22 protein-coding genes are annotated in these 24614 nt (G+C 63.0%); 7 read left to right on the top strand and 15 right to left on the bottom strand.

All coding sequences use genetic code 11. The annotated features are described in order from the left end of the window. Positions 1-40: 40 nt before the first annotated feature. The 4 genes from frr to rpsB all read right to left on the bottom strand — a co-directional run bounded on the left by frr (position 41) and on the right by rpsB (position 3381). Positions 41-601, bottom strand: coding sequence for a ribosome recycling factor (gene frr / locus VJR90_04055; protein HKV96652.1), 561 nt, complete (start codon positions 599-601; stop codon positions 41-43). Beyond that, positions 598-1335, bottom strand: coding sequence for a UMP kinase (gene pyrH / locus VJR90_04050; GenBank protein HKV96651.1), 738 nt, complete (start codon positions 1333-1335; stop codon positions 598-600). The genes frr and pyrH overlap by 4 nt, the downstream gene beginning before the upstream one ends. A gap of 100 nt (positions 1336-1435) precedes the next feature. After that, positions 1436-2311, bottom strand: coding sequence for a translation elongation factor Ts (gene tsf / locus VJR90_04045; GenBank protein HKV96650.1), 876 nt, complete (start codon positions 2309-2311; stop codon positions 1436-1438). Positions 2312-2376: 65 nt separating this feature from the next. Beyond that, complete coding sequence (gene rpsB, locus VJR90_04040; protein HKV96649.1) at positions 2377-3381, bottom strand: 30S ribosomal protein S2; 1005 nt, start codon at positions 3379-3381, stop codon at positions 2377-2379. A 262-nt stretch (positions 3382-3643) separates the two neighbouring features. On the opposite strand from rpsB, the gene map reads away from it, so the two are divergent. Genes map through dapE form a run of 5 tightly spaced genes read left to right on the top strand, consistent with a single transcriptional unit; the run spans position 3644 to position 10261 of the window. Then, positions 3644-4411 carry a type I methionyl aminopeptidase gene (gene map / locus VJR90_04035; protein HKV96648.1) on the top strand — a complete coding sequence of 256 codons (768 nt, stop codon included), beginning with the start codon at positions 3644-3646 and terminating at the stop codon, positions 4409-4411. A gap of 8 nt (positions 4412-4419) precedes the next feature. Then, positions 4420-7083, top strand: a complete 2664-nt coding sequence (gene glnD / locus VJR90_04030) for a [protein-PII] uridylyltransferase (protein ID HKV96647.1) — start codon at positions 4420-4422, stop codon at positions 7081-7083. A gap of 24 nt (positions 7084-7107) precedes the next feature. After that, complete coding sequence (gene dapC / locus VJR90_04025) at positions 7108-8304, top strand: succinyldiaminopimelate transaminase (protein ID HKV96646.1); 1197 nt, start codon at positions 7108-7110, stop codon at positions 8302-8304. Between the two features lie 8 nt (positions 8305-8312). Next, positions 8313-9131 carry a 2,3,4,5-tetrahydropyridine-2,6-dicarboxylate N-succinyltransferase gene (dapD, locus tag VJR90_04020; GenBank protein ID HKV96645.1) on the top strand — a complete coding sequence of 273 codons (819 nt, stop codon included), beginning with the start codon at positions 8313-8315 and terminating at the stop codon, positions 9129-9131. Next, complete coding sequence (gene dapE, locus VJR90_04015; GenBank protein ID HKV96644.1) at positions 9131-10261, top strand: succinyl-diaminopimelate desuccinylase; 1131 nt, start codon at positions 9131-9133, stop codon at positions 10259-10261. Before dapD ends, dapE begins: the two co-directional genes overlap by 1 nt. 108 nt (positions 10262-10369) lie before the next feature. Here dapE and VJR90_04010 read toward each other — a convergent pair whose 3' ends face one another. The 8 genes from VJR90_04010 to VJR90_03975 form a co-directional block, all read right to left on the bottom strand. Then, entirely contained in the window at positions 10370-10747 is a 378-nt protein-coding gene (locus VJR90_04010; GenBank protein HKV96643.1) for a hypothetical protein, read from the bottom strand. 57 nt (positions 10748-10804) lie between these two features. Beyond that, entirely contained in the window at positions 10805-11314 is a 510-nt protein-coding gene (locus tag VJR90_04005; protein ID HKV96642.1) for a disulfide bond formation protein B, read from the bottom strand. A gap of 334 nt (positions 11315-11648) precedes the next feature. After that, complete coding sequence (phoU, locus tag VJR90_04000; protein ID HKV96641.1) at positions 11649-12368, bottom strand: phosphate signaling complex protein PhoU; 720 nt, start codon at positions 12366-12368, stop codon at positions 11649-11651. 50 nt (positions 12369-12418) lie between these two features. Then, positions 12419-13729 carry a phosphate regulon sensor histidine kinase PhoR gene (gene phoR, locus VJR90_03995; protein ID HKV96640.1) on the bottom strand — a complete coding sequence of 437 codons (1311 nt, stop codon included), beginning with the start codon at positions 13727-13729 and terminating at the stop codon, positions 12419-12421. Then, a complete protein-coding gene (gene phoB, locus VJR90_03990; protein ID HKV96639.1) occupies positions 13726-14424 on the bottom strand; it encodes a phosphate regulon transcriptional regulator PhoB in 699 nt (232 codons plus the stop codon). The genes phoR and phoB overlap by 4 nt, the downstream gene beginning before the upstream one ends. Before the next feature lie 35 nt (positions 14425-14459). After that, positions 14460-15140 (bottom strand): tRNA (adenosine(37)-N6)-threonylcarbamoyltransferase complex dimerization subunit type 1 TsaB, encoded by a 681-nt coding sequence (gene tsaB / locus VJR90_03985; GenBank protein ID HKV96638.1) that lies wholly within the window; start codon positions 15138-15140, stop codon positions 14460-14462. After that, positions 15137-17101, bottom strand: coding sequence for an ATP-dependent DNA helicase (locus tag VJR90_03980; protein ID HKV96637.1), 1965 nt, complete (start codon positions 17099-17101; stop codon positions 15137-15139). Before VJR90_03980 ends, tsaB begins: the two co-directional genes overlap by 4 nt. 16 nt (positions 17102-17117) lie before the next feature. Next, positions 17118-17867 carry a transglycosylase domain-containing protein gene (locus tag VJR90_03975; protein ID HKV96636.1) on the bottom strand — a complete coding sequence of 250 codons (750 nt, stop codon included), beginning with the start codon at positions 17865-17867 and terminating at the stop codon, positions 17118-17120. 183 nt (positions 17868-18050) lie between these two features. Here VJR90_03975 and VJR90_03970 point away from each other — a divergent pair, with 183 nt between their 5' ends. Together VJR90_03970 and VJR90_03965 are read left to right on the top strand one after the other, a co-directional pair. Continuing rightward, a complete protein-coding gene (locus VJR90_03970; GenBank protein ID HKV96635.1) occupies positions 18051-19793 on the top strand; it encodes a phosphoenolpyruvate carboxykinase (GTP) in 1743 nt (580 codons plus the stop codon). A gap of 542 nt (positions 19794-20335) precedes the next feature. Next, positions 20336-22093, top strand: a complete 1758-nt coding sequence (locus VJR90_03965; GenBank protein HKV96634.1) for a serine/threonine-protein kinase — start codon at positions 20336-20338, stop codon at positions 22091-22093. A gap of 20 nt (positions 22094-22113) precedes the next feature. On the opposite strand, the gene VJR90_03960 is transcribed toward VJR90_03965, so the two are convergent. The 3 genes from VJR90_03960 to pdxH all read right to left on the bottom strand — a co-directional run bounded on the left by VJR90_03960 (position 22114) and on the right by pdxH (position 24576). Continuing rightward, positions 22114-22947, bottom strand: coding sequence for a class I SAM-dependent methyltransferase (locus VJR90_03960; protein ID HKV96633.1), 834 nt, complete (start codon positions 22945-22947; stop codon positions 22114-22116). Between the two features lie 61 nt (positions 22948-23008). Continuing rightward, positions 23009-24019 carry a tRNA dihydrouridine(20/20a) synthase DusA gene (dusA, locus tag VJR90_03955; protein HKV96632.1) on the bottom strand — a complete coding sequence of 337 codons (1011 nt, stop codon included), beginning with the start codon at positions 24017-24019 and terminating at the stop codon, positions 23009-23011. After that, positions 23992-24576, bottom strand: a complete 585-nt coding sequence (pdxH, locus tag VJR90_03950; GenBank protein HKV96631.1) for a pyridoxamine 5'-phosphate oxidase — start codon at positions 24574-24576, stop codon at positions 23992-23994. The genes dusA and pdxH overlap by 28 nt, the downstream gene beginning before the upstream one ends. Positions 24577-24614 lie beyond the last annotated feature (38 nt).

Here is a 24614-nt window from a genome sequence, read left to right as displayed (position 1 = left end):
GGGTGAATTCCGGCGCGCTGCCCCGCGCCTCAGGCAAGGTTCAGACTTCCAGCAGCTCGGTTTCCTTGGCGGCCAGAATCTTGTCTATGCCCGCGATATGCCGGTCGGTGAGCTTCTGAATGTCATCCTGGGTGCGGCGCTCTTGGTCCTCGGTGATTTTCCGGTCCTTGAGCGCGGTCTTGAGTTCCGTATTCGCATCGCGGCGCGCATTGCGGATGGCCACGCGCGCGCCCTCGGCTTCCTGGCGCGCCAGCTTGATGATTTCGCGCCGCCGTTCCTCGGTAAGCTGCGGCATGGGCACGCGAATCACGTTGCCGGCGGTGGCCGGGGTCAGGCCCAGATCCGACGTCATAATGGCCTTCTCGATCACCGGGATCATCTGCTTTTCCCAGGGCGTGATGTTGAGCGTGCGTGCATCCGAGGCGCTGACGTTGGCCACCTGGTTGAGCGGAACTTCCGATCCGTAATAGGCCACGCGGATGTGATCCAGCAGACTGGTGTGGGCACGGCCGGTGCGCAGCCGGGCGAGCACATCCTTGAGCGTGTCCACGGCTTTCTGCATGCGGCCATCCGCATGCTTCTTCAGATCGTCAGTCGTCATGTTGAACCTCCGTTATCCACCAGGGTACCCACATTGGGGGTGCCCTGGACGATGCGCAGCAGGTCGCCGGCACGGGTGAGATCAAAGATTCGCAGTGGAATATTGTTGTCGCGGCACAGGACGACGGCGGTGGCATCCATGACCCCGAGCTTGTCGGCCAGTACCCGGTCATAGGTGATGTGCGCGTAGCGCTGCGCCTGCGGATGCTGCTTGGGATCAGCGGCATACACACCGTCCACCTTGGTGGCTTTGAGCAGCAGCTCGCATCCGGTTTCGATGGCACGCAGCGCCGCGGCGGTGTCGGTGGTAAAGAACGGATTGCCGGTGCCGGCCGCAAAGATGCACACCCGTCCCTTTTCCAGGTGGCGCACCGCGCGCCGGCGGATGTAGTCCTCGCACACCTCGTTGACGCTCAGTCCCGACATCACGCGCACGTACACGCCCAGGCGCTCGAGCGCGTCCTGCATGGCGAGGGAATTCATGATGGTGGCCAGCATGCCCATGTGGTCCGCGGTGATGCGGTCCATGCCGGCGCGCGCCAGCCCGGCGCCACGGAAAATATTGCCGCCGCCGATGACCATGCCGATTTGCACGCCGAGATCGCGCACCGCGCGCACTTCTTCGGCCAACTGCTTGATGACGACCGGATCGACGCCGTAGTCGACGCGGCCCATGAGGGCTTCGCCGCTCAGCTTGAGAAGTATGCGCCGGTAGGCCGGAGCCGGGTTCGACATTGATGCGCCGCCACGCCAGGGATATGCAGAGCCCCGCAACGCGGGGCTCCCGGCGGAATTGTACCGTAAACCGCCGCCGCCCGTGTTGCGGCGGCGCGCTTCAGGCGGTTTTCGCGGCCTGGGCTTTGACCTCGGCGGCGAAGTCTTCCTGCTTCTTTTCGATACCCTCGCCCACTTCGAAGCGCGCGAATCGCAATGCCTTGGCGCCATGGCGCGCCAGCAGTTTGTCCACGGTGATCTCCGGTTCCTTGACGAACGGCTGGCCCAGCAAGGTGATTTCCCCGAGGTATTTCCGCAGCCGTCCTTCGACCATCTTCTCGACGATCGCTTCCGGCTTGCCGCTATCGGCGGACTGGGCGCGGATGATTTCGCGTTCCTTGTCGAGCACTTGGGCCGGCACCTGATCGGGGCTCACGCACAGCGGCCGGCTGGCAGCTATGTGCATGGCGATGTCCCTGGCAAGGGCGGTATCACCGCCCTGCAACTCCACGAGCACGCCGATGCGCGCGCCGTGCAGATAACTGCCGAGTGTTGCGCCACTTTTGAAGTACGTGCCGCGCCGCACGCTCACGTTCTCGCCGATCTTGGCGACCAGTTCGCGGCGTGCGGTATCCACGCTGGCGCCGCCCGTCAGCCGCAGCGTGTCGAGCGTAGCGGGATCCTGTGGTGCCTGTTCGAGCAGCGCTTGTACCACGTGCGCGGCGAATGCCTTGAAGTCCTCGCCGTTGGCGACGAAGTCGGTTTCGCAATTCACCTCGACCATGGCGACTGCGCCCTGCATCTGCGCAATCGCAATCCGGCCTTCGGCCGCAATGCGCCCGGCTTTCTTGTCGGCCTTGGCGAGTCCGGCCTTGCGCATGTGCTCGACGGCGCGTTCCAGATCGCCGCCGGTTTCTGCCAGCGCCTTCTTGCACTCCATCATGCCGGCGCCGGTGCGCTCGCGCAGTTCCTTGACCAAAGAGGCTGAAATCGTCATGCAAAATCCTGTAGTGAACGTGTGCCAACCCGCACCGGCTGCCGTCGCACCGGAGTGTCGCGGTGCTACTCGGTGCTGTCTTCGGCTTTGTCTTTCTTGGCCACGCGCTTGTGGCTCGCGGCTTTTTTGACCGGCGACTTTTTGCGCACCACGGGTTTGTGTACCGGAGTCCCGTCAGCCGCATCCGCCGGTGCCGCCTGCGCTGCGGGGGCGGTCGCTTGCGCGGGCGCCGGGGCCGCAGGTCTTTCCGCGGGTTTGCGCCGCGCCGCAGGCTTTTTGGCGGTGGTCATTTTCACCGGTGCCCGGCGGCGGCCGCGGCCGCGCTTCGGATTGCCGTGCTCATCCAGCTCCACGAACTCATCTTCGTCGCTGCCCGCGAGTTGCGGCATGGATTCGCGCCCGGCGAGCACCGCATCCGCCACACCCTCGGCGTACAGCTGAATGGCGCGAATCGCGTCGTCGTTGCCGGGAATCACGTAATCCACGCCGTCCGGCGCGTTGTTGGTGTCCACGATGGCCACGATGGGAATACCCAGCTTGCGCGCCTCGCTGACCGCGATCTTCTCGTGGCCAACGTCAATCACGAACAGCGCGTCCGGCAGGTTGTTCATGTCCTTGATGCCGCCCAGGCTTTTTTCCAGTTTTTCCATCTCGCGACGCAGGCGGATGACTTCCATTTTCCCCAGGCGTTCGAAGGTACCGTCCTCCGACTGCACATCGAGTTCGTGCATGCGCTTGATGGACTGGCGCACGGTCTTGAAATTCGTGAGGGTACCGCCCAACCAGCGTTGTGTGACGTACGGCATGGCGCAGCGCTGCGCCTGCGCGCTGACGGCCTCGCGCGCCGCGCGTTTGGTGCCCACGAACAGCAGCGTGCCGCCGTCGGTCACCAGGCGCTTGACGAACTCCAGCGCCTCGCGATACAGCGGCAGCGTCTTTTCCAGATTGATGATGTGGATACGGCTGCGCTCGCCGAAGATGTACGGTGCCATCTTCGGGTTCCAATAACGTGTCTGGTGGCCGAAATGCACGCCAGCTTCCAGCATCTGGCGCATGGACAGCTCGCCCATGGATGTACTCCGTGCGGTTCGGAACCCGGAGGTTCCAGGGGTTATGCCTCCATACACCCCGAATCGCAACCCTGGTCCAAGCGGACCGGCGGGCACCCCGCGAGCGGTATCGGTGTATGTGTGGGTTTAGTGAAATTCGCCGGCCTGCAGCCGGCGGTTTGCCAAAAAAGGCCGCGCTTTATACCATAAGCCGCCCACAACGGCAACGCTGACCCGGGCTTGCGCCGCACATCGGCGGCCCCATTTATTCAACCGAACTCACATGCCCGTCACCATCAAATCCGCGGAAGAACAAGCCAAGATGCGCGTGGCCGGGCGGCTTGCGGCCGAGGTGCTCGATACGATCGCGTCCTATGTACAGCCGGGCGTGACCACGGAGGAACTCGATCGCGTGTGTCACGATTACATCGTCAACGTGCAACATGCAATCCCGGCCAACGTCGGCTACCACGGTTTCCCCAAGACCCTGTGCACCTCGGTGAACCATGTCGTGTGCCACGGGATTCCGGGCGACCGCAAACTCAAGCACGGCGACATCCTCAATATTGACGTGACCGTCATCAAGGATGGTTTCCACGGCGACACCAGCAAGATGTACTACGTGGGCGAACCCTCGGTAGCTGCGCGTCGGCTGGTGCAGGTCACGCACGACGCCATGCTCACCGGCATCGAGATGGTCAAACCCGGCGTGCAGCTCGGTGACATCGGTCATGCCATCCAGCGCTACGCCGAGGAGCATGGATACTCGGTGGTGCGCGAATACTGCGGTCATGGCATCGGCCGCGTGTATCACGAGGATCCGCAGGTACTGCATTACGGCGCGCCCGGCACCGGCCTGCAACTTCAGCCGGGCATGACCTTCACCATCGAACCGATGGTGAACGCCGGCAAACGTCACGTGCGTCTGCTGCCGGACGGCTGGACCGTGGTAACCAAGGATCATTCGCTCTCTGCGCAGTGGGAGCACACCCTACTGGTCACGGCATCCGGCCACGAAGTGCTGACCGCGCGCGCGGGCGGCGAAATCTGACCGCGCGCTTGAACGCCACATCCGGCACCCACTCCATCGCCAGTCCCGCCACAGCGCACAAAGCCGCGCGACCGCCGCTTCCTCCCGCACTTGCGCAGCTGCGCGCTGCGCTGCAGGCTTGCGATCAAGACCTGCGCCGGCAATTCAGTGCAGCGGTTCCGGTTGAGCAGCTGGTACGCGCGCGCGCGCAAGCTGTGGATGAGGTGCTACGCCGCGCCTTCCAGTTGCATTGGTCCGCCGATACGCAGGACGTGGCGCTCGTGGCCGTCGGCGGCTACGGGCGCGGCGAGCTGCATCCGTACTCAGACATTGATCTGCTGATCCTGTTGCGCCAACCCGATGGCGGACCCGAGCGCCGTACCATCGGTACATTCCTGACCACGCTTTGGGATATCGGTCTGCAGGCCAGCCACAGCGTGCGCAGCGTGGCGGAATGCCTCGCGCAGGCGCGCGTCGATCTGAGCATCGCCACCAACCTCATGGAAGCCCGGCATCTGGCCGGAGCCGCGGACCTGAGCACCCAGCTGCAGCAGCAGATGCAACCGCAGCAGATGTGGCCGGCAAAAGAATTTTTCCGGGCCAAGCAGCGTGAGCAGCAATTGCGGCATGCCAAATATCACGATACCGCGTACCGGCTGGAACCTAACGTCAAGGAGAGTCCTGGCGGTTTGCGCGACATTCAAACGATTGCCTGGGTCGCACAGCGATACACCGGTGCCGTCAGCCTGCAGGAACTGGTGACGCGCCGTTTTCTGACCGCGGACGAACACCGGGCGCTGCAGCAAGGACAGGCCTTTCTGTGGCGCGTGCGCTTCGCCCTGCACCTGCTCTACGGCCGGCGCGAGGACCGCTTGCTGTTCGACGCTCAGCCGCGCCTCGCACGGCAATTCGGTTACCACGATGCGCCCGCGAACCCGGCCGTCGAGCAGTTCATGCAGGCGTATTACCGCAGCATCAAGGAACTCAGCCTGCTCAACGAAATGCTGTTGCAATCACTGGAAGAAGTGATCCTCGCCGACGCGCCGCCGGCGCCCGCAGTCCTGGATGACAATTTCGAGGAGCGCGGCGGTTTCCTGCGCTTGCGCGATCCCGGGCTGTTCAAACACCGGCCGGCGGCGCTGCTGGAAATGTTCCATGTGCTGCAGCAACATCCGCGCCTCAAGGGCGTAAGTGCGGAAACCTTGCGCAGCTTGCGCGCCAATCTCGAGCACATTGATGACGACTTTCGTGCCGCGCCTGAACCGCGCGCGCAGTTCATGCAGATTCTGCGCGCGCCGCAGAGCGTGACCCACGAACTGCGGCGCATGAACCGCTATGACGTGCTGGGGCGCTACCTGTCCGCCTTCGGCCGCATCGTCGGCCGCATGCAGTACGACCTGTTCCATGCCTACACCGTGGACGAGCACATCCTGTTCGTCATCGGCAATCTGCGGCGCTTTGCCTTGAGCCGCTACGATCAGGAATTCCCCCAATGCAGCCGCATCATGCAGGCGCTGCCCAAGCCCGAATTGGCGTACCTGGCCGCGCTCTTCCACGACATCGCCAAGGGCCGCGGCGGCGACCACTCGCAGCTGGGCGCGCAGGAAGCGGAAGCCTTCTGCCTCGACCACGGCCTGAGCCGTTACGATGCGCGTCTGGTCGGCTGGCTGGTGGAACACCATCTGCTGCTGTCGCTCACCGCCCAGAAACGCGACATCAGCGATCCGAGGGTTGTGCACGCTTTTGCGCGCGTGGTCGGCGACCAGCTGCATCTGGATTACCTGTACGTGCTCACCGTGGCCGACGTGCGCGGCACCAATCCTGAATTGTGGAATTCCTGGAAAGCCAGCCTGTTTCACGAGCTTTACGCCGAAGCCAGCCGCGCATTGCGCCAGGGCCTGGAAAATCCCCTGGACAAGGAGCAGCTGATCCGCGAAACCCAGGCGCAGGCGCTCGCCCTGCTGCGCGCACAGGGGCTTGAACCCGAAGCTGCGCACGAGGTCTGGACCCTGTTCTCGCAGGAATACTTCCTTGGCCACGCCCCGGATGAAATTGCCTGGCACACCGCGGGCTTGCGTAAAAACCTCACGGGCAGCGCACCGCTGGTACTGCTGCGTCAGCAGGCCGCGCGCGGCGGCACCGCCATCAGCGTCTACGCCGGGCCCGATGCTTTCATTTTTGCGCGCGTGGCCGCGACACTCGCGGAACTCGGACTTACCATCCTGGACGCGCGCCTCGTACCCATGACCCATGGCCGGCGACTCGACACGTACGTGGTGCTGGAAGACGACCGTCAGCCGATCGTGGACTCCGAACGCCTTGCCGAAATCGCCCGCAGCGTGCAGCACGAGGCCCAGCGGCAGCAGCAGAGGCCGATGACGATCACGCGCCATGCACCGCGCCAGGTGCGCCTGTTCACCACACGCAGCGAAGTGGAGTTCGCCGCGGATCTCTCCGGCCGGCGTACCGCGCTGGAAATACGCGCCGGGGACCGGCCCGGACTGTTGTCAGTCATCGGTCAAGCGCTGGCGCAGTGCGAGATCCACCTGTGGAATGCCAAAATAACCACCGTCGGCGAGCGCGCCGAGGACGTATTCTTCATAACCGACAACAACAACCGGCCGCTCGACGATGCGGCCGCACGCGAGCGGCTGCGCACGGTGTTGCTCACCCAACTGAACGACGCCGCGTGAAAGCCCGACAACGACGGAACCCGCATGAATCCTGATCTCGAGAAACTCTTTCCCTACCCCTTTGAACGCCTGGCAAAGCTCAAGGAAGGCGTGACTCCGCCGGCGCATCTGCGCCATATCGCGCTCTCTATCGGCGAGCCCAAGCATGCGCCGCCGGAATTCGTGCTGCAGGCGCTGCGCGACAATCTCGGCGGGCTCGGCGCCTACCCCACAGCCAAGGGTCTGCCGGAACTGCGCGCGTCTATCGCGGCTTGGCTCACGCGCCGCTTCAAGCTTCAGCCCGGCCGCATTGACCCGGAACGCCACGTGCTGCCGGTATCCGGCACACGCGAAGGCCTGTTTGCCTTCGCGCAGGCGGTGATTGACCGCCGCGTCAATCCGGTGGTACTGATGCCGAACCCGTTCTACCAGATTTACGAAGGCGCCGCGCTGCTGGCCGGTGCGGAACCTTATTACCTCAATACCCTGGAAGCCAACGGCTATCTGCCCGATCTGGATGCGGTGCCGACGGACATCTGGCAACGCTGCCAACTCCTATATATATGCACGCCCGGCAACCCCACCGGTGCGGTCATGGACCGCGCCTACCTCGCCCGGGTGCTGGAACTCGCTGACCAACACAACTTCATCGTGGCCTCGGACGAGTGCTATGTCGAAATCTACCTGGATGAGGACAAGCCGCCCCCCGGCCTGCTGCAGGTCTGCGAGGAAACCGGCCGCCACGATTTTCGCCGCTGCGTGACGTTTCACAGCCTGTCGAAGCGCTCCAGCCTGCCGGGTTTGCGCTCGGGCTTCGTGGCCGGCGATGCCGGCATCCTCGCAAAGTTTCTCCAATACCGCACCTACCACGGTTGCGCAGTTCCGCTGCCGGTGCAATCGGCCAGCGTGCAGGCTTGGAACGACGAACCTCATGTCGCCGCCAACCGCCAACTGTATCGGGCGAAATTCAAAGCCGCCATGGAAATTCTCGGCCCGGTGCTGAACCTGCAGTGTCCGCCAGCGGCGTTTTACCTCTGGCCGAAAACACCGGTGGATGGCGAGCGTTTTGCCAGGGAACTGTATGCCACGCAAAACCTCACGGTGCTGCCCGGCAGCTATCTTTCGCGCCCAACTCCATCCGGCGATCCCGGCACAAACCGCGTGCGTATTTCGCTGGTCCCGCCGCTGGCCGAGTGCATCGAGGCGACCAAGCGCATCCGCAGCTACGTGGAGTCGCTGTGATGCACGACATGTTGCGCCAGACAATTGATGCCGCTTATGAACAGCGCGCCGCTCTCACACCGGAGCGCACACCGCCGGACCTGCGCGCGGCAGTGGACACCGCCATTGCGCAACTGGACAGCGGGACGCTGCGAGTCGCCGAAAAGCATGCTGGCCGCTGGCAGGTGAACGAGTGGCTAAAGAAGGCCGTGCTGCTGTATTTCCGCATTCAGCCGAATCAGGTCATCGCGGGCGCCGGCACCCGCTTTTACGACAAGATTCCGCTTAAATATACCGCGCACAGTCAGGCTGAATTCCAGCGCGAAGGCGCCCGTATCGTGCCGCCTGCCACCGTGCGCTACGGCGCTTTCCTCGCGCCGGACGTGGTACTCATGCCAAGCTACGTCAACATCGGCGCCTATGTGGACCGCGGCACGATGGTGGACACCTGGGCCACCATCGGCTCATGCGCGCAAATCGGCAAGCACGTGCACATCTCGGGCGGCGCCGGCATCGGCGGCGTACTCGAACCGCTGCAGGCCGCGCCCACCATCATCGAGGACGACTGCTTCATCGGCGCACGCTCGGAGATCGTCGAAGGCGTGATCGTGGAACAGGGCGCGGTAATTTCCATGGGCGTATTCATCGGCCAGAGCACGCGCATCTATGACCGCGAAAGCGGCGAGATCACGTACGGCCGCGTACCGGCCGGCGCGGTGGTCGTGCCCGGCGGTCTGCCCTCCGCCGACGGGCGTTACAACCTGCAATGCGCCGTGATCGTGAAGCGCGTGGATGCCAAGACCCGCGCCAAGGTGGGCATCAACGAACTGCTGCGCGGGATCCGCTGATGAGCGCCGTGCTGGAACTGGCAAAAGAACTCATCGCCCGCCCCTCCCTCACGCCCGACGACGCCGGCTGCCAGCGGATAATCGCCACGCGTCTTGCCCGGCTGGGTTTCAAAATCGAACACCTGCGTTTCGGTCAGGTGGACAATCTCTGGGCGCGCTTCGGAACAGAAAAACCACTGCTGGTATTCGCCGGCCACACCGATGTGGTGCCTACCGGGCCGCGCGAACAATGGAAGTCAGATCCCTTCACGCCCACCGTGAAGGACGGCCTGCTCTATGGCCGCGGCGCCGCCGATATGAAAGGCGGCCTCGCCGCCATGGTGGTGGCTGTGGAACAGTTTTTAGCCGCGAAACCGAAGCTGCACGGCAGCATCGGCTTCCTCATCACCAGTGACGAGGAAGGCCCGTCAGTGGATGGCACCAGCAAGGTGATGGAATGGTTGAAACAGCGCAATGAAAAAATTGACTGGTGCGTGCTGGGCGAACCTTCGTGCCTGGAAAAATTCGGCGACACCATCCGCCACGGCCGACGCGGCTCACTCACAGGCCTTCTCACTGTCCACGGCGTTCAGGGCCATGTGGCCTATCCCGAGCGCGCCGACAACCCCATTCACCGCGTTATTCCGGCACTGGTGGAACTTTCTGCCACACAGTGGGATATGCGCCCCAACCCGCACTTCCCGCCCACCAGCTTCCAGATTTCCAACTTCCATTCCGGCACCGGCGCCGGCAACGTGATTCCCGGTGACGCCGCCATCCGTTTCAATCTCCGTTATTCCACCGCTGTCACCGCCGCGGAACTCCAGCGGCGCGTGGAAGATATCCTGAAACGCTACGGAGTGCGTTACTCAATTGAATGGCGGCCCATGGGTGAGCCGTTTCTGACACAACCGGGGAAATTAAGCAGCGTCGTGCAAGATGCGGTCGAAAAAGCAACCGGTCTGCGCCCCAAGCTCGACACCGGCGGTGGAACATCAGACGGCCGTTATATCGCCCCCACCGGGGCCGAAGTTATCGAGTTCGGTCCGATAAACGCCAGCATTCACAAGATTGATGAATGCGTCGCAGTAAATGAACTTGATTCCCTGACAAGAATTTATCGCGAGATCGTTGAAAAGGTACTATGCTGAAAACTCGCCGTAGTTTCGACTGAATCTTCTAATTCCAACATCCCTACTATCTATTGAAGTTCGACGTTTCGGTCATGATCGTTATTACAAGGGGCACCAGCATACCGCTCAGAAGACGACCGTAAACAGTTGATATAGCACGATTAGCCAAATGACAAAGTCAGATAACCAGTATGCCCAGTCGCGCATCAAGGTCCGTTCATGTTCATCACGTGCCTTAGCTGCGGCTTCCTCATAACGTTCTATATCTGGATAATTCAGATGCCGTAATACCACCCGCACCCGCTGGGCACTATAATCTTCATGTGAAACCAAGGCAATAACGATTAATCGATAGCACGCAATCAATGTAATATATAAAAGTGCTATGCCACTTATTACAACTGTTTGAAACGCGGTACGAGTTACATGAAATGCAGCTATTACGACGATTACGGCAAATATTCCAACCGCGATCGACCAGGCTTGACGATACACTTTACTCATATGGTACTCCCCGCTATTACGCAGCGAATAACTACGGATAGGCGGTAGCTGACCACATTACGCGCCTCTAGCCTCTCGTTCCCTCGCCCAATACCAATTTACCACCAGCCCACCGACGCCCAAAATTACAAACCATATCAGTACCCATTCCGGCATGGTCAGGCCCAGGAACTTCCAGGCGATCAGTGCGCAATCGCCGGTGCCGGTGAAAGCTTTGACGATGAATTTGTTGAGCGGCAGCGATTGGAACATGTAGTTCAACCCGGGTCCACACGGCGGTTGTTTCCACAGCGGCAGATGTTGCAGATACGTATGGCGGATGGACACCGCGCTTCCGGCGGCCGCGACGATGATCAGCAGGATGCCGTAAACGCGCGCACTGACGGTCTTGGGATTATGCAGGAAGGCAATCAGGAAAATGATGCCGAGAATGATCATGGCAATGCGCTGGAAAATGCACAGCACACAGGGCTGCAGGCTGTCGTGAAACTGCGAGTAATAGGCGTACGCCATGAGCAACACGCAGATCACGAAGCCGATCAGATTCGCCAGCCGGCGGATGGACATGAGATTCTCCCGATGCAGGGTGAGCCTGCGCACTGTTGAGTAAATCCCCCTGTATCCCCCTTTAACAAAGGGGGAGCATGGGAGGCGTGCAATTCTATTGTCGTAGCGGTCGTCCGTGTGGGAGCGGCTTCAGCCGCGATTGCTCTTACTCTGGAATCGCGGCGCGGACCCATGGGTCCGCTCGCCGCTCCCACAAAGACCGAATCGCGACGGGGACCGTCGCTCCCACATGCCAACAGAGTAAATCCCCCTGTATCCCCCTTTTACAAAGGGGGAACGATTCGAATTCGGAATCGCGACTAAAGCCGCTCCTACAATTAATACGGAACTGCGCTCAGGGCTGAGCGCGGACTTCGCGTTCCATGGCGTCGAAGCCCGTGTGGCGCACGTCCTTGCCCTGCACCATGTACACCACGTATTCGCAGATGTTGGTGGCGTGATCGCCGATGCGTTCCAGGGCGCGCGCCGACCACATCACATCCAGCACCTGGCGGATGGAGTGCGGGTCTTCCATCATGAAGGTGATGGACTGGCGCGACAGTACCTCGTATTCGTCGTCCACGCGTGCGTCCTCGCGCGCCACCCGCACCGCGGCCTCGGTATCCATGCGTGCGAAAGCGTCCAGCGCATCGTGCAGCATGCGCTGCACGTGCGTACCGAGGTGCTGCAGCGCCACATAACGGTCGGCGGGACGTTCGGTTTCACACAGCCGCGCGGCGAGGCGGCCGATTTTTTCAGCTTCATCGCCGATGCGCTCCAGATCGGTGATGGTCTTGATGATGGCGAGGATCAAGCGCAGGTCACTGGCCGCCGGCTGGCGGCGCGCCAAAATGCGGGTGCACTCCTCGTCAATCGCCACCTCCATCTGGTTGACCTTGAAATCCTGCTGCTCGATGCTGCGGCCGAGCTCGCTGTCGCCCTCGGTGAGCGCGCGCAACGCGTCCGCCATCTGCTGCTCCACAAGCCCGCCCATGGCGAGCACCCGGTTGCGCACGCCTTCCAGTTCCTCGTTGAATTTCTGCGAGATGTGCTGGGTAAGATTCAGCTTGTCCATGCACCGTCCTTCAAATGGGCTGTGGAAACAGTATAAGCGAGCATTGCAGTTCAGCCACTAGCCGGTGGTTCACCGCGGCGCGCCACGCGCTCCGGGCTGAAGCGGCAGGTGAAGCGGCTGCCGCGACCCGGTTCGCTCTCGATCTCCAGGCGTGCGCCGTGGTGCTGCAACACGTGCTTGACGATGGCGAGCCCCAGGCCGGTGCCGCCGCTGTCCCGGTCGCGGGACTTGTTCACGCGATAAAAACGCTCGGTGAGGCGCGGAATATGCGCCGCGGGAATGCCAATGCCGGTGTCGCTCACGGCAAACGCGGCGCCGTCCGCGTCCGCCGCCCAGCTCACGGCCACGCGACCGTCGGCGGGCGTGTACTTCATGGCGTTGAACACCAGATTGGAAAACGCGCTGTACAGCTCGCGCTCCGCACCCAACAACTGCAAATCGCCATCGATTTCCAGCGTAATGTCGGCCGGACCCTGGCCCAGCGACAGCGCGGCTTCGCGGATACGGCGTGCGAGCGCGGCCACGTCCACCGGCGCGTAAGCGGCTTCGCGCGGCTCGGTCTCGAGCCGCGACAGCTCGAGCAGATCGCCCACAATCGCGGTCATGCGCGCGGTCTGCTGGCGCATGGCCTGCAGCGGCTTGGCCCAAGTCGCGCGCACGGTTTCATCCTCGCTCATGGATTCCAGATAGCCGCTCATCACGGTCAGCGGCGAACGCAGCTCGTGCGAGGCATTGGCCACGAATTCGCGGCGCATCTGTTCGAGGCGATGCAGGCGCGTGCTGTCGCGCACCAGCAGCAGTTGCTGGTCTTCGCCGTAGGGCACGATGCGCAGGCTGAGGTGCAAACCGCGCCCGGCCGCCGAGCCCAATTCGACCGGCTCGGCATAGTTCCGGCCATCGAGATAGCGGATGAAATCCGGATGACGCACCAGATTGGGCAGCCGCTGCCCGACATCCTGCGGCACGCGCAGCTGCAACAGGCGGCCGGCGGTCTGGTTGAGCCAGCGGATTTCACCCAGGTGGTTCATCAACACCACGCCGTCGGGCATGGCCGCGGTGGATTCACGGATTTCGCGCAACAGTTGCGTGAATTCGCGTTTGCGTTCGCGCTCCCGGCGGCGGCGGTGATAAATCTCCTCACAGAGGCTGCGCCACACGCCCCAGGCACGCGGCGCATTGAAGCGCCGCCCGCGGTACAGCCAACGCTCCAGACGATACAGGTTGACCAGATGCCAGACGAGATACAGCGCCACCGCAATGAACAGCCACAAGCCGACATCGCTCGCCGTCCAGCCAATGATCAGCGCGATGATCAACAGTACTGCGAGTGCCAACAGTTCCGGCAGCCAGGCGCGGTTCATGCGCCGTTCCCCACGGCTTTGGGAGAAAAACGATAACCGGCGCCACGCACGGTTTCCACGTAGTGCGCACAGGCGTGTTCTTCCAGCACCCGCCGCAGACGGCGGATGTGCACGTCCACGGTGCGCTCCTCGACATACGCGCCGCTCCACACCTGCTCCAGCAACAGCGCACGGCTCAACATGCGTTCCGGATGCGTCATGAAATACTTGAGCAGCCGGTACTCGGTCGGTCCGAGCACAACTTCCCGGCCGTGCAGATTGACCCGGTGGCTGACGGTATCCATCTCGATGGCGCCGGCCACCAGCTTTTCCTGATGCTCGCGTGTGCGCCTGAGTAGCGCCTCGATGCGCGCCAAAAGTTCACGCGCCGAAAACGGCTTGGTGATGTAGTCGTCCACGCCGCTTCCCAGGCCGCTCACCTTGTCGTCCTCGGTGGCGCGCGCCGTGAGCATGATGATCGGCAGCTCGCGCGTGGCCTCGTCGCGACGCAGGGCGCGTGCGAATTCCAGTCCGCTCATATCCGGCAGCATCCAGTCGAGCAGCAGCAGGTCCGGGCGGCCGTCGGCGATGACGGCGCGCGCCGCCGCGCAATTGCCGGATTCGGTGACGCGATAACCCGCGCGCTGCAGGCCAAAGCTCAGCATCTCGCGCAGCGGCACTTCATCCTCGACGATCAAGACATGTTTATCGGGCATGGCCATTATTACAGCAGTGCCGTGTGACAAAGCGATTACAGCGCCTTGGGCGTGGCCACTTGATCGCGCAGATACACCGGCAGCGCCGCGTCGGCGCTCACCGCGTGACCCTCGGCGAACAGGTGCGCGGCCAGCGACGCAACGTCACACGCGGCCGGCAGCAGCGCGGCGTCCTCGCCGTCGAGATTTTCCCCGAGCCCGGCCTGCAACTGCCGACGGTAAACGGCAAATCCCGAGCCCGCGCCGAACCAGCGCCCGGCCGGCGGTTGCACCTGATCCGCCCCGCCCAACTGCTCGGCCACGCATTCCCGGAGCTGGTCAGGGGCCGTGACTTCATAAGCACACCAATATACTTCCTGCAGGCGCGCATCCAGGCAGGCCAGCACGCGGCGCGCACCGTGCATGCGATGCGCGCCGGCCGCCACCGCCATGAGATCCGAGACCGGAACCACCGGGCGTTCGGCGCCGAAGGCCAGGCCCTGAACCACCGCCGTGGCCACACGCACGCCGGTAAATGCTCCCGGTCCGCGGCCAAACGCCAGCGCATCCAGTTGCCGCAGCGACAAACCCGCCTCCGCGAGCAGCGATTCCACCATGGGCAGAATCAACTCCGCATGCGCGTGTGCAGCGGATTGCACACGCTCGCGCACCTCGCCGTCCGCCAGCAGTGCGACGGAGCATTGATCGGTCGAAGTTTCCAGCGCCAGAAGTTTCATGGCACTGCGCGCGCAACGCCCGGCAGGACGCGTGCAAGAAAATTCTGCACTTCATCCAGGTCCTCCGTGCGCCGCATGGGCGGCAAGCTGTCGAGAAACAGCCGGCCATAGTTCCGGCGGCGCACACGCGGATCGCACAGCATCAGCACTCCGGTGTCTCCTTCATCGCGAATCAGTCGGCCGACGCCCTGCTTGAGCGCCAACACCGCCTGCGGCAGTTGATATTCCATGAACGCATCGCGGCCCTGACGTTCGAGCGCGGTGAGCCGCGCTTTCAGCACCGGGTCGCCGGGCGAAGCAAACGGCAGCCGGTCGATCACCACCACGGACAGTGCCGGGCCTTTTACGTCCACGCCCTCCCAGAAACTCGCGGTGCCGAGCAACACCGCATTGCCGAGTTCGCGGAAGCGCTCCAGCAGCCGCCGGCGCGGCGCCTCGCCCTGGACCAGCAGCGGGAACGGCCACTGCTCACACACGATGACGGCGGCCTGTTTGAGCGCACGGTGGCTGGTGAAGAGCAGAAACGCGCGCCCCCCGCTCTGACGCACCACCGGCTCGGCTGCTTGCACGACGGCGGCGGTATAGTCCGCGCTGTCAATGTTCGGCAGCTCCGCCGGCAGATACAAGAGGGCATTGTGTTCGTAGTCGAATGGGCTGCCCAGCAGCAGTTCTTCGGCTGCGTCCAGCCCCAGGCGATCGCGGAAATGCCCGAAGTTGCCGTTGATGGAGAGCGTGGCTGACAGGAAAATCCAGCTGCACAGCGACTCCTGCATGCAGGTCCGGAACCGCCCCGCAGCATCCACCGGCGTGAGGTTGAGGCTGAAACCGTGGCCGCGGCGTTCGATCCAGCGCACCTGGTCCTGCTCCGCATCCTCGGCCGCGAACTGCTGTAGGCGTTCCATGATCTGCGTGATGCGCTGGCGGCAATTGTCCAGGCCGACGGAGCGCCCGGCGAGCGCGTCGAATCCTTGTTGCAGGTTTTCCAATTCGGCTAACAGCTTTGACAACCGCAGGTTGAACTCCGCGAGCGGTGCCAGCGCACTCCATTCGCTCACGCCCTCAACGCGCAGACATTGTTGCTGGAGTTCCGCGAGCGCCGCTTCACCTTGCGCCAGCAGGCGTTCGAAACCGGGTGCGTCGCCGGCCGATTCCTGGTATTCCTTGCGGCTGTCGCGCAGCAGCTCCTGCAGGCGGTGGCTGGAAAGGTTCACGCCAAAGTACTGGCTGGCGATGTCCGGCAGTTGATGAGCTTCGTCCACGATCACGCAGTCCACGCCGGGCAGCAGTGCGCCAAAGCCTTCTTCCTTGAGCAACATGTCGGCGAGCAGCAGATGGTGGTTGATGACCACCAAGTCCGCTTCCTGCGCACGCCGGCGCGCGTCGAGCACCCAGCAGTGGGCATATTCCGGGCATTTCTGTCCCAGACAATTTTCCACCGTGGAGGTCACCTGCGGCCAGAGCGGCGAATGCTCCGGCAGGGTCGCGAGTTCCGCGATGTCGCCGCTGCGCGTGACACCGGCCCACTCGCGGATGGATGCCAGCTCCCGGGCACGTGCACCGCCGCCAAACAGGTCCGCGCCGGACTGCAGCGTCAGCGCCAGACGATGGCGGCACAGGTAGTTGGCGCGGCCCTTGAGCAACGCGGTCTTGACCGGCCGGCCGAGCACCTGCGTAACCGCGGGCAGATCGCGGTGATAAAGCTGATCCTGGAGCGCACGTGTACCGGTGGAGATCAGCACGCGCTTGCCGCTCAGCAAAGCCGGAACCAGATAGGCGAAGGTCTTGCCCGTGCCGGTGCCGGCTTCGGCCACCAGCACTTCCTGCTGCTGCAGGGCGCGGCCAACCGCATTGGCCAGCGCCTGCTGCGTCTGGCGCGGCACGAATCCGGGAATCTTCTGCGCAAAGCTGCCCTGCCCGGACAACGGCCAGGAAACTTCAGACTCATCCCGGTAACCCGTCACTGGGATTGATTGCGGCTTACGAACTGCCAGGTGCAAGATCCAGAGGTGTCTTTTTCAGCAGATTGGCCTGAGCCTGATTCAATACCTGCTGCTCCACATTCTGCTGCAATACGCCGTTGCGCAGAATCAGCGCGCGCGTCGGATTTTGGCGCGGATCCAGTACATCGGAACCCGTAGCCAGCGCCACCAGCAACGCGATGTCTTGTGGCTGCAGTTGCGCAAACGGCTTTTTGAAATACACCTGACCCGCGGCCGCGAATCCATGTACCGGCTGGTCATGGTCCAGGCCCACGGGTACCTCGTTGATGAAGTTCTGCAGAATGTCGGTACGGTTGTAGGTGTACTGCAGCGCGATCGCCATGATGTCGGCCGTCACGGTCGGAGAGTTCGGAAAATATACGCGTACCAGCCGCTGGGTCAGCGGGCTGACATTCAGGTTGCCGCCGGTGTAGAAATTCGGATCGGTAACCGCCAGCAGGGTGTCCGGCAGGAACTGCATGGCAGAATGCAGATTCAGAATGACGTCACTGCGGGTCGTCAAGTTGACAGAGCGAGCCGCCGCAAACCGCGTAATGACCTGATTGACCATCCAGCCTGAATAGGCAAGAGCGGCTACGATAATCAGCACAACGACAATCAGGAGGCTGCGCAGGCCGCGGGCGCGGCGACGCAGTCCGGTTGTCTTCGCCAAGCGCTGTTGCTGAAGGACACGCAGTGTGTCTTCGCTGCGACGCTTCAGCACTTCCCTGATGGTACGCTCACCCATGCTCATTCCCCTGCGGACGGAATTCCAAGTATCGGCTGCGCTCCGGCATTCTAACATTCACGCCACGATTGCGCGCGTCCACACTTGCGCGCAGGGCAAGCACTGCAATTCCGGCGTCGGGGCTTATAATGCACGTTTTCACCGGCCCTGAATCCAGGCCGGTTCGCAACCATCGGAACAGCAATGACCAGCAATAAAGCGCTTTCCCAGTGGGTCGCCCAAGTGGCGCAGCATACCCAGGCCGACCAGGTGCACTGGTGTGATGGCTCGGATGCCGAATACCGCGAACTGGTGCAGGGCATGCTGGCCACCGGCATGCTGGCGGAACTCAACCGCACCACCCACCCGCACTGTTACCTGCACCGCTCCGATCCCCAGGACGTGGCGCGCGTCGAGCATCTCACTTTCATCTGCAGCCGCAGCCGCGACGATGCCGGCCCCAACAATCACTGGATGGACCCGGCCGAAGCGCACGCCAAAATTGACGCACTGTTTGCCGGCAGCATGCGCGGGCGCACGCTGTATGTAATCCCCTATTGCATGGGACCGATTGATTCGCCGCTGGCGCGCTGCGGCGTCGAAATCACCGACAGTCCCTATGTCGTGGCCAATATGAAGATCATGACGCGCATGGGCAAAGCGGCGCTGCAACGCATAGAAAAGGAAGGCAATTTCATCAAGGGGCTGCATTCGACCGGCGATCTCAATCCCGAGCGGCGCTTCATCATGCATTTCCCCGAGGAACTGAGCATCAAGAGCTTCGGCTCCGGCTACGGCGGCAATGCGCTGCTGGGGAAGAAATGCCATGCCCTGCGCATCGCCAGCTGGCAGGCACGCAGCGAAGGCTGGCTGGCCGAGCACATGCTCATCGTCGGTATCCAGAATCCGCAGGGCGAAATTCATTATGTAGCCGCGGCGTTCCCCTCCTCCTGCGGCAAAACCAATCTCGCGATGCTGATTCCGCCCGCGTCCCAGCCGGGATGGAAAGTCTGGACCGTGGGCGACGATATCTGCTGGATGCACCTCGGCAAGGACGGCCGGCTGTGGGCCATCAATCCCGAAGCCGGTTATTTCGGCGTGGTGCCCGGCACTAATCCCAAGACCAACAAGAACGCCTTCGACATGATCCGGCACGACACCATTTTCACCAACGTGGCGGTGACCGCGGACAATCAGCCGTGGTGGGAAGGCCTCAAGGACGGCACGCCGGTGACCAACTGGAAAGGCGAGCCTTACACGCCCGGTAATGGCAAAGCCGCACACCCCAACTCGCGCTTTACGGTATCGGCCAGGCAGAATCCCAGTTATTCACCGCACGCCGAAGATGCTCATGGTGTGCCGATTTCCGCCATCATCTTTGGCGGACGGCGTGCCGAAATGACACCGCTGGTATATGAGGCCCGCGACTGGACGCACGGCGTGCTCATCGGCGCAGGCGCGGCCTCCGAAACCACCGCGGCGGCCACCGGTCAGGTCGGCGTGGTGCGCCGTGACCCCATGGCCATGAAACCGTTTTGCGGCTACAACTTCGCGGATTACTGGAACCACTGGCTGTCATTCAGCCAGCGCTCGAGCAAACTGCCGAAGATCTTCCACGTCAACTGGTTCCGTCAGGGCGCGGATGGCAAGTTCCTGTGGCCGGGCTTTGGCGAAAACCTGCGCGTGCTGCGCTGGATTCTGGACCGCTGCGACGGCAAGGCACAGGCATTGAGCACCCCCATCGGTTCTCTGCCCGCGGTCGGCGCGATTGATACCCATGATCTCGACGTGAGCGCGGAAACCATGCGCACCCTGCTGACGGTGGACCGGGAGAAATGGCGGGCGGAAATGCGCGCCATGCAGGAATATTTCCAGGGTTATGGCGCGCGCATGCCCGCAAAGCTGCTTGCGGAACTGCAGGCGACGCAGACCGCGCTCGCTCAATAAAGGGCAATTACCGCGCGGCGCGCGCTTGCGCCGCTCCCGGATCCGGTGCTGGCAGCCAGGGCGTTGCACACGGCCGGCAGTATCTGCGCAGGTACAAGGATGCCGCGCAAATAACCATTCACGGCACTGGCGCCAAATCTGCGGCCGGCAGCAAATTCTCGTGTAGCAATCGCATTCACCTTTGGGCGCCGACAGTTATGTAAGATAACCGTCAGCCGTTCATGACCTATATATATATGTGAGGCCCGAACCAGGTGCGGCGCCGTCAATACTCGCAGTGGCCGACGGGAAAATCACGCATGCGCATGCAAACTCGCAGCATGCATGAGGTCGTGACCAAACCGCGGCGCAACAGCTTGCGCGCGTGCCAAGCCGCAGCACGGGAAGCTCCAGTTGAGGCTTGGTGTATGAACGAATATCCGTCGCCCGACACGGGTTGACGCGCGCGATGCGCCAACCACAACGCACTGCCTGCACCACCGCATGGCCACGGTTGCACGCGGCATTATCCACCGGGGTGCGCCGTGAATGAATTTGATCGGATGCTTGAGGATCTTCGGCAAGACAAGCGCACCGCGGCAACATTGCAGGCCTGGCTTGAGGAGCAACTCAAGCAGCCCGGCTGCGACGCGTCGTCTCTGATGGACGCCATAGAGCGTGCGCAGCGAGCCGGACTCCCGCAACCACTGGTCCTGGCCTTGCGTAACCAGATTGCGGCGGCGCACCCGCCGGCCGCAGCCGTCAAACCCGCGCCGCAACCCGAATCTGCAAACACCCGCGCTGCGCAGGCGCACGCCAGCATCGGTCCTGGGAGCATACTTAAACAGCGCTTTGAACTCCTGAGCGTGCTGGGTGAAGGCGGCATGGGCAAGGTGTATCGCGCGCGTGATCTGCTCAAGGTCGAAGCCCGGGATCCAAATCCATTCATCGCCGTGAAAACCCTGTCCGGCGACTTCGATCAACATCCGGAAGCCAGCCAGGCACAGCGCCTCGAACATCCCAACATCGCCACGGTGTTCGATTTCGATCGCGACGGCAGCACCAGCTTCCTGACCATGGAACTGTTGGAAGGCGAAGAACTGTCGGTTTACGTCGAGCGTCTGCCTGCCGGCGGCCTGGCGGTGGCGGATGCCATGCGGATCATCCGGCAATTATGCGATGGCCTGGCATACGTGCACAGCCGCGGCCTGGTGCATTGTGATTTCAAGCCCGGCAACGCGTTCATCACCACCGATGGCACCGTCAAACTCCTGGATTTCAGCATCGCGCGCGCCGCGAAAGCCACTCATGACGCCACCGGCACAAAGACCCATATCGATGCCAGCGGGATGAGCGCGCTGACGCCGGCGTATGCCTCGTTGGAAATGTTCGAGGGCCAGGATCCGGACCCGCGCGATGACATCTACGCGCTTGCCTGTGTCGCCTGCCTGTTGCTGACCGGCCAGCACCCATTCGACAGAGTCTCCGCACCCAAGGTCCTGGAGCAGGGACTGCACCCGGCGCGCATCGCAAAACTCAGCCGGCGCCAGAACCGTGCGCTGCGCAACGCCCTGGCGATAACCCGCGAAGACCGCACGCCCAGCGTCGCGCAGTTCTGGGACGGTTTGCGCCCCAGAAAAAACCGCGTGCTGCAGTTCGGTCCTTATGTGTTGCTGCTGGTAGCCGTGCTGGTGGTGCTGGGATACCGACCGGTGGAGGTCTATCTGCGCGCGCGCCGCAACCACGCCATTGTCAGCCAGATCCAATCCGGCAACACCAGCATTCCCGCCGTGCTCACGCGTATCAGCCGCTTGGATCCGGAATCGCAGCGTTTCATTCTGGTCAGTGGCAAGGCCGGAATCCTCGGCTATTTCGCAGTCCGGGCCGAAGCCTTCGTGGACCAGGCACATGGGCAGTACAACTATCCAGCGGCGCTCGATGAGATCGCGCGTGCGGCACAGTACTATTCGGATTCCGCGCAACTGGTGCGCGAGAAAGCCAGCCTCGAAAGCCGCCGCGACAAACTGCGGATCGAACTCGCCCGGGAATTCAATGCACGTCTGGCCGCCGGCCAGATTCTGCCCACGACCGCCAACAGCATCACCGATGTCATCCGCATGCTGCGGTCGGCCGATCCGCAGAACGCGTTACTACACGATCAACGCCTGATCGATCAGTACGCACAGCTGGCGCGCAAGGCAACCCAGACCGGCAACTACGCGGCCGCGAATGCCGCTGTGATGGCCGGGCTGGATTACGCTCCGCATGACGCCGAACTCCTCGATCTGCAGCGCCAACTGCAACGCTCCCCGCCGCCATAGCGCAGCGCCGCGGATGGCATCTACGGCTCGGCCACCAGATAGGCAATCCAGGCTGGATCCGCTTCCGCGGTGTCCGCGGGCCGGAAGACGCCATTGCCCTCGCCGGTTTTGGCATCGGTACCTTCGAGATACACCTGCACCGTGCGAAATCCCGCTTCGCCGAGGATTTCGCGCAGTTCCGGCAGGGTCCAGAGCCGCCAGTGATAGCTGAAGGCGCGCGCCAGGCGCGAACCGTCGGGAAAGCTGAAATGGATGTGACAGGTGGTATGACCCGAGACCGGTTCGTACTCGGCCTGATCCCAGGTGTAGGTGAAGTTCCCGAAATCCTCACGCTCGCGCATTTCCTTGAACGCGTTGTAACCTCCGTAGGCATCCAGCATGAACAGGCCGTGGGCCGCCAGATGCAGGCGTGCGCGTTCGAAGTAGCGCCGGAGTGTGGCGCGCTCCTTGAATATCCAGTAGCTGAAGTTGAACGCCAGCAACACATCGGCCACCGTGGTTTCCGCGGTCAATACATCGTCCTGCAGGAGCGTCAGCCGGCGCGCCGCCGAGGGCGTGAGTTTGGCCATATTGTGCGCACGCGCCCAGGCCAGTACGCCGGCGTCCAGGTCCACGCCCACGGCCCGGTGCCGCGGGCTGCGGCGCACCCACTCGCAGGCCGCGAGCGCCGTTCCGCAGAAATCCTCGCGCAACACGTACGGCACTTGCCCGCGCCGTTCGCGGAATATCCGCTCCACGAATTCCATTTCCCATACCGGGTCCTGCACCGCACGCTGGTAGAGCGCGTAACGGTCGGCGCGTTGGGCTTGAGTGATGCTTTTTTTCTTGACGCGGGGATGACGGGTAGCGGGCATGAGAGAAAACTGGTTTCAGGGAGCGCGCATTGTAGCGGCGTGGCGCTCCGCCCGCACCGCCTCAGGCGGCGGCCTGCAGATTCAGTGCGGTATGCAAGACTTCAACGCCGGCACCCGGATGTGCGCCGGCTTCACTCAACTGACGCCGCCAGCGGCGCGCGCCGGGGCAGCCCTGAAAAAGACCCAACGCGTGGCGCAGCATGCGCGCCAGCGGCACACCACGCGCCAGTTCTGACTGCACATGCGGCAGCCAATCGCGCAGCACCTGCGCGCGTGAAAGCACTGGCGCGGCGGCATCGAAAAAGCGCCGGTCCACGTCGGCGAACAGATAGGGATTGGCCACGGCCTCACGCCCTATCATGACGCCGTCGAACGCCGTCAAGTGCTGCTGCATGGCGGTCAGGGTCTGAATGCCGCCATTCACCACGATGCGCAACGCGGGGAAATCGCGTTTCAGCCGTTGGGCCACGTCGTAGCGCAGCGGCGGGATTTCACGATTTTCTTTGGGACTCAGTCCGCGCAACCATGCCTTGCGCGCGTGGATGATGAATACCTCACAGCCTGCCGCGGCCACGGTGCGCACGAAACCGAATAGAAGTTCGTAGCTGTCCAGTTCGTCCACGCCGAGTCGCGTTTTGACCGTCACTGGAACCGGGCTTGCGGCACGCATGGCCGCTACGCATTCGCCCACGCGCTCCGGCTCCTTCATCAGGCAGGCGCCGAAGCGCGCCGCCTGCACGCGGTCGCTGGGGCAGCCGACATTGAGGTTCACCTCGTCGTAACCATGGTCGGATGCGAGGTGCGCACAGGCGGCGAGTTCCTGCGGCTCGCTGCCGCCCAATTGCAGGGCCAGCGGGTGTTCGCGCGCATCGAACTCGAGGAACCGTTGCGCATCGCCACGCAACAACGCACCGGTGGTCAGCATCTCGGTGTACAGCCGCGTGTGGCGGCTCATGAGACGGATGAAATAGCGGAAATGCCGGTCGGTGTAATCCATCATGGGCGCGACGCACACGCGGTGGGCCACGCTGCGCTCCGCCGGCATCATGGATAAATCAGCGTGCGTTTCCATGTGTCCTGCTCGCGATAAAAACGTTCGCGTTCGTGCAGCCGGCCAGGGCGCGAACACCAGAATTCAATCATGTCCGGCACCACGCGGTAACCGGACCAGTGTTCCGGCCTAGGCACCGGCCGGCCGGCGTACTTTTCCTGGTACTCGGCATAGCGCTTTTCAAGCTGGGCGCGCTCGCTGAGCGGCTGCGACTGCTGCGAGGCCCAGGCACCGAGCTGGCTGTCGCGCGGGCGCGTGGCCCAGTAAGCATCGGCCTCGGCGTCGCTGACCGGCTGCACAGCACCCTCCACCAGTACCTGCTGCATCAATGGCTGCCAGAAAAAACACAGCGCTGCGTGCGCGTTGCCGCGCAATTGTTCCCCCTTGCGGCTGTGCAGATTGGTATAGAACACGAAGCCGCGCGCGTCCACGTGTTTGAGCAACACCGTGCGTACTGCCGGCCGGCCATCGGCGCTGATCGTAGCAAGGCTCATGGCGGCCGGCTCGCGCAGATCGGTGGCGCGCGCCCGCGCCAGGAGCTGCTCAAATTTCTCAATGGCGTGTGTGTACAGTTCCATTCCGGAGGAATCGGCCTGAAAAGCAAGGCGCTATGGTA

Source organism: Gammaproteobacteria bacterium (assembly GCA_035279405.1).
GTDB lineage: Bacteria > Pseudomonadota > Gammaproteobacteria > Natronospirales > REEB76 > REEB76.
This window is presented reverse-complemented; position numbering and strand designations above follow the sequence as displayed.

Excerpts from the sequence above, each read along its gene's own strand:
- frr (HKV96652.1), bottom strand. The coding sequence starts at position 601 with ATGACGACTGACGATCTGAAGAAGCATGCGGATGGCCGCATGCAGAAA.
- pyrH (HKV96651.1), bottom strand. The coding sequence starts at position 1,335 with ATGTCGAACCCGGCTCCGGCCTACCGGCGCATACTTCTCAAGCTGAGC.
- tsf (HKV96650.1), bottom strand. The coding sequence starts at position 2,311 with ATGACGATTTCAGCCTCTTTGGTCAAGGAACTGCGCGAGCGCACCGGC.
- rpsB (HKV96649.1), bottom strand. The coding sequence starts at position 3,381 with ATGGGCGAGCTGTCCATGCGCCAGATGCTGGAAGCTGGCGTGCATTTC.
- map (HKV96648.1), top strand. The coding sequence starts at position 3,644 with ATGCCCGTCACCATCAAATCCGCGGAAGAACAAGCCAAGATGCGCGTG.
- dapC (HKV96646.1), top strand. The coding sequence starts at position 7,108 with ATGAATCCTGATCTCGAGAAACTCTTTCCCTACCCCTTTGAACGCCTG.
- dapD (HKV96645.1), top strand. The coding sequence starts at position 8,313 with ATGTTGCGCCAGACAATTGATGCCGCTTATGAACAGCGCGCCGCTCTC.
- dapE (HKV96644.1), top strand. The coding sequence starts at position 9,131 with ATGAGCGCCGTGCTGGAACTGGCAAAAGAACTCATCGCCCGCCCCTCC.
- VJR90_04010 (HKV96643.1), bottom strand. The coding sequence starts at position 10,747 with ATGAGTAAAGTGTATCGTCAAGCCTGGTCGATCGCGGTTGGAATATTT.
- VJR90_04005 (HKV96642.1), bottom strand. The coding sequence starts at position 11,314 with ATGTCCATCCGCCGGCTGGCGAATCTGATCGGCTTCGTGATCTGCGTG.
- phoU (HKV96641.1), bottom strand. The coding sequence starts at position 12,368 with ATGGACAAGCTGAATCTTACCCAGCACATCTCGCAGAAATTCAACGAG.
- phoR (HKV96640.1), bottom strand. The coding sequence starts at position 13,729 with ATGAACCGCGCCTGGCTGCCGGAACTGTTGGCACTCGCAGTACTGTTG.
- phoB (HKV96639.1), bottom strand. The coding sequence starts at position 14,424 with ATGCCCGATAAACATGTCTTGATCGTCGAGGATGAAGTGCCGCTGCGC.
- tsaB (HKV96638.1), bottom strand. The coding sequence starts at position 15,140 with ATGAAACTTCTGGCGCTGGAAACTTCGACCGATCAATGCTCCGTCGCA.
- VJR90_03975 (HKV96636.1), bottom strand. The coding sequence starts at position 17,867 with ATGGGTGAGCGTACCATCAGGGAAGTGCTGAAGCGTCGCAGCGAAGAC.
- VJR90_03970 (HKV96635.1), top strand. The coding sequence starts at position 18,051 with ATGACCAGCAATAAAGCGCTTTCCCAGTGGGTCGCCCAAGTGGCGCAG.
- VJR90_03965 (HKV96634.1), top strand. The coding sequence starts at position 20,336 with ATGCTTGAGGATCTTCGGCAAGACAAGCGCACCGCGGCAACATTGCAG.
- VJR90_03960 (HKV96633.1), bottom strand. The coding sequence starts at position 22,947 with ATGCCCGCTACCCGTCATCCCCGCGTCAAGAAAAAAAGCATCACTCAA.
- dusA (HKV96632.1), bottom strand. The coding sequence starts at position 24,019 with ATGGAAACGCACGCTGATTTATCCATGATGCCGGCGGAGCGCAGCGTG.
- pdxH (HKV96631.1), bottom strand. The coding sequence starts at position 24,576 with ATGGAACTGTACACACACGCCATTGAGAAATTTGAGCAGCTCCTGGCG.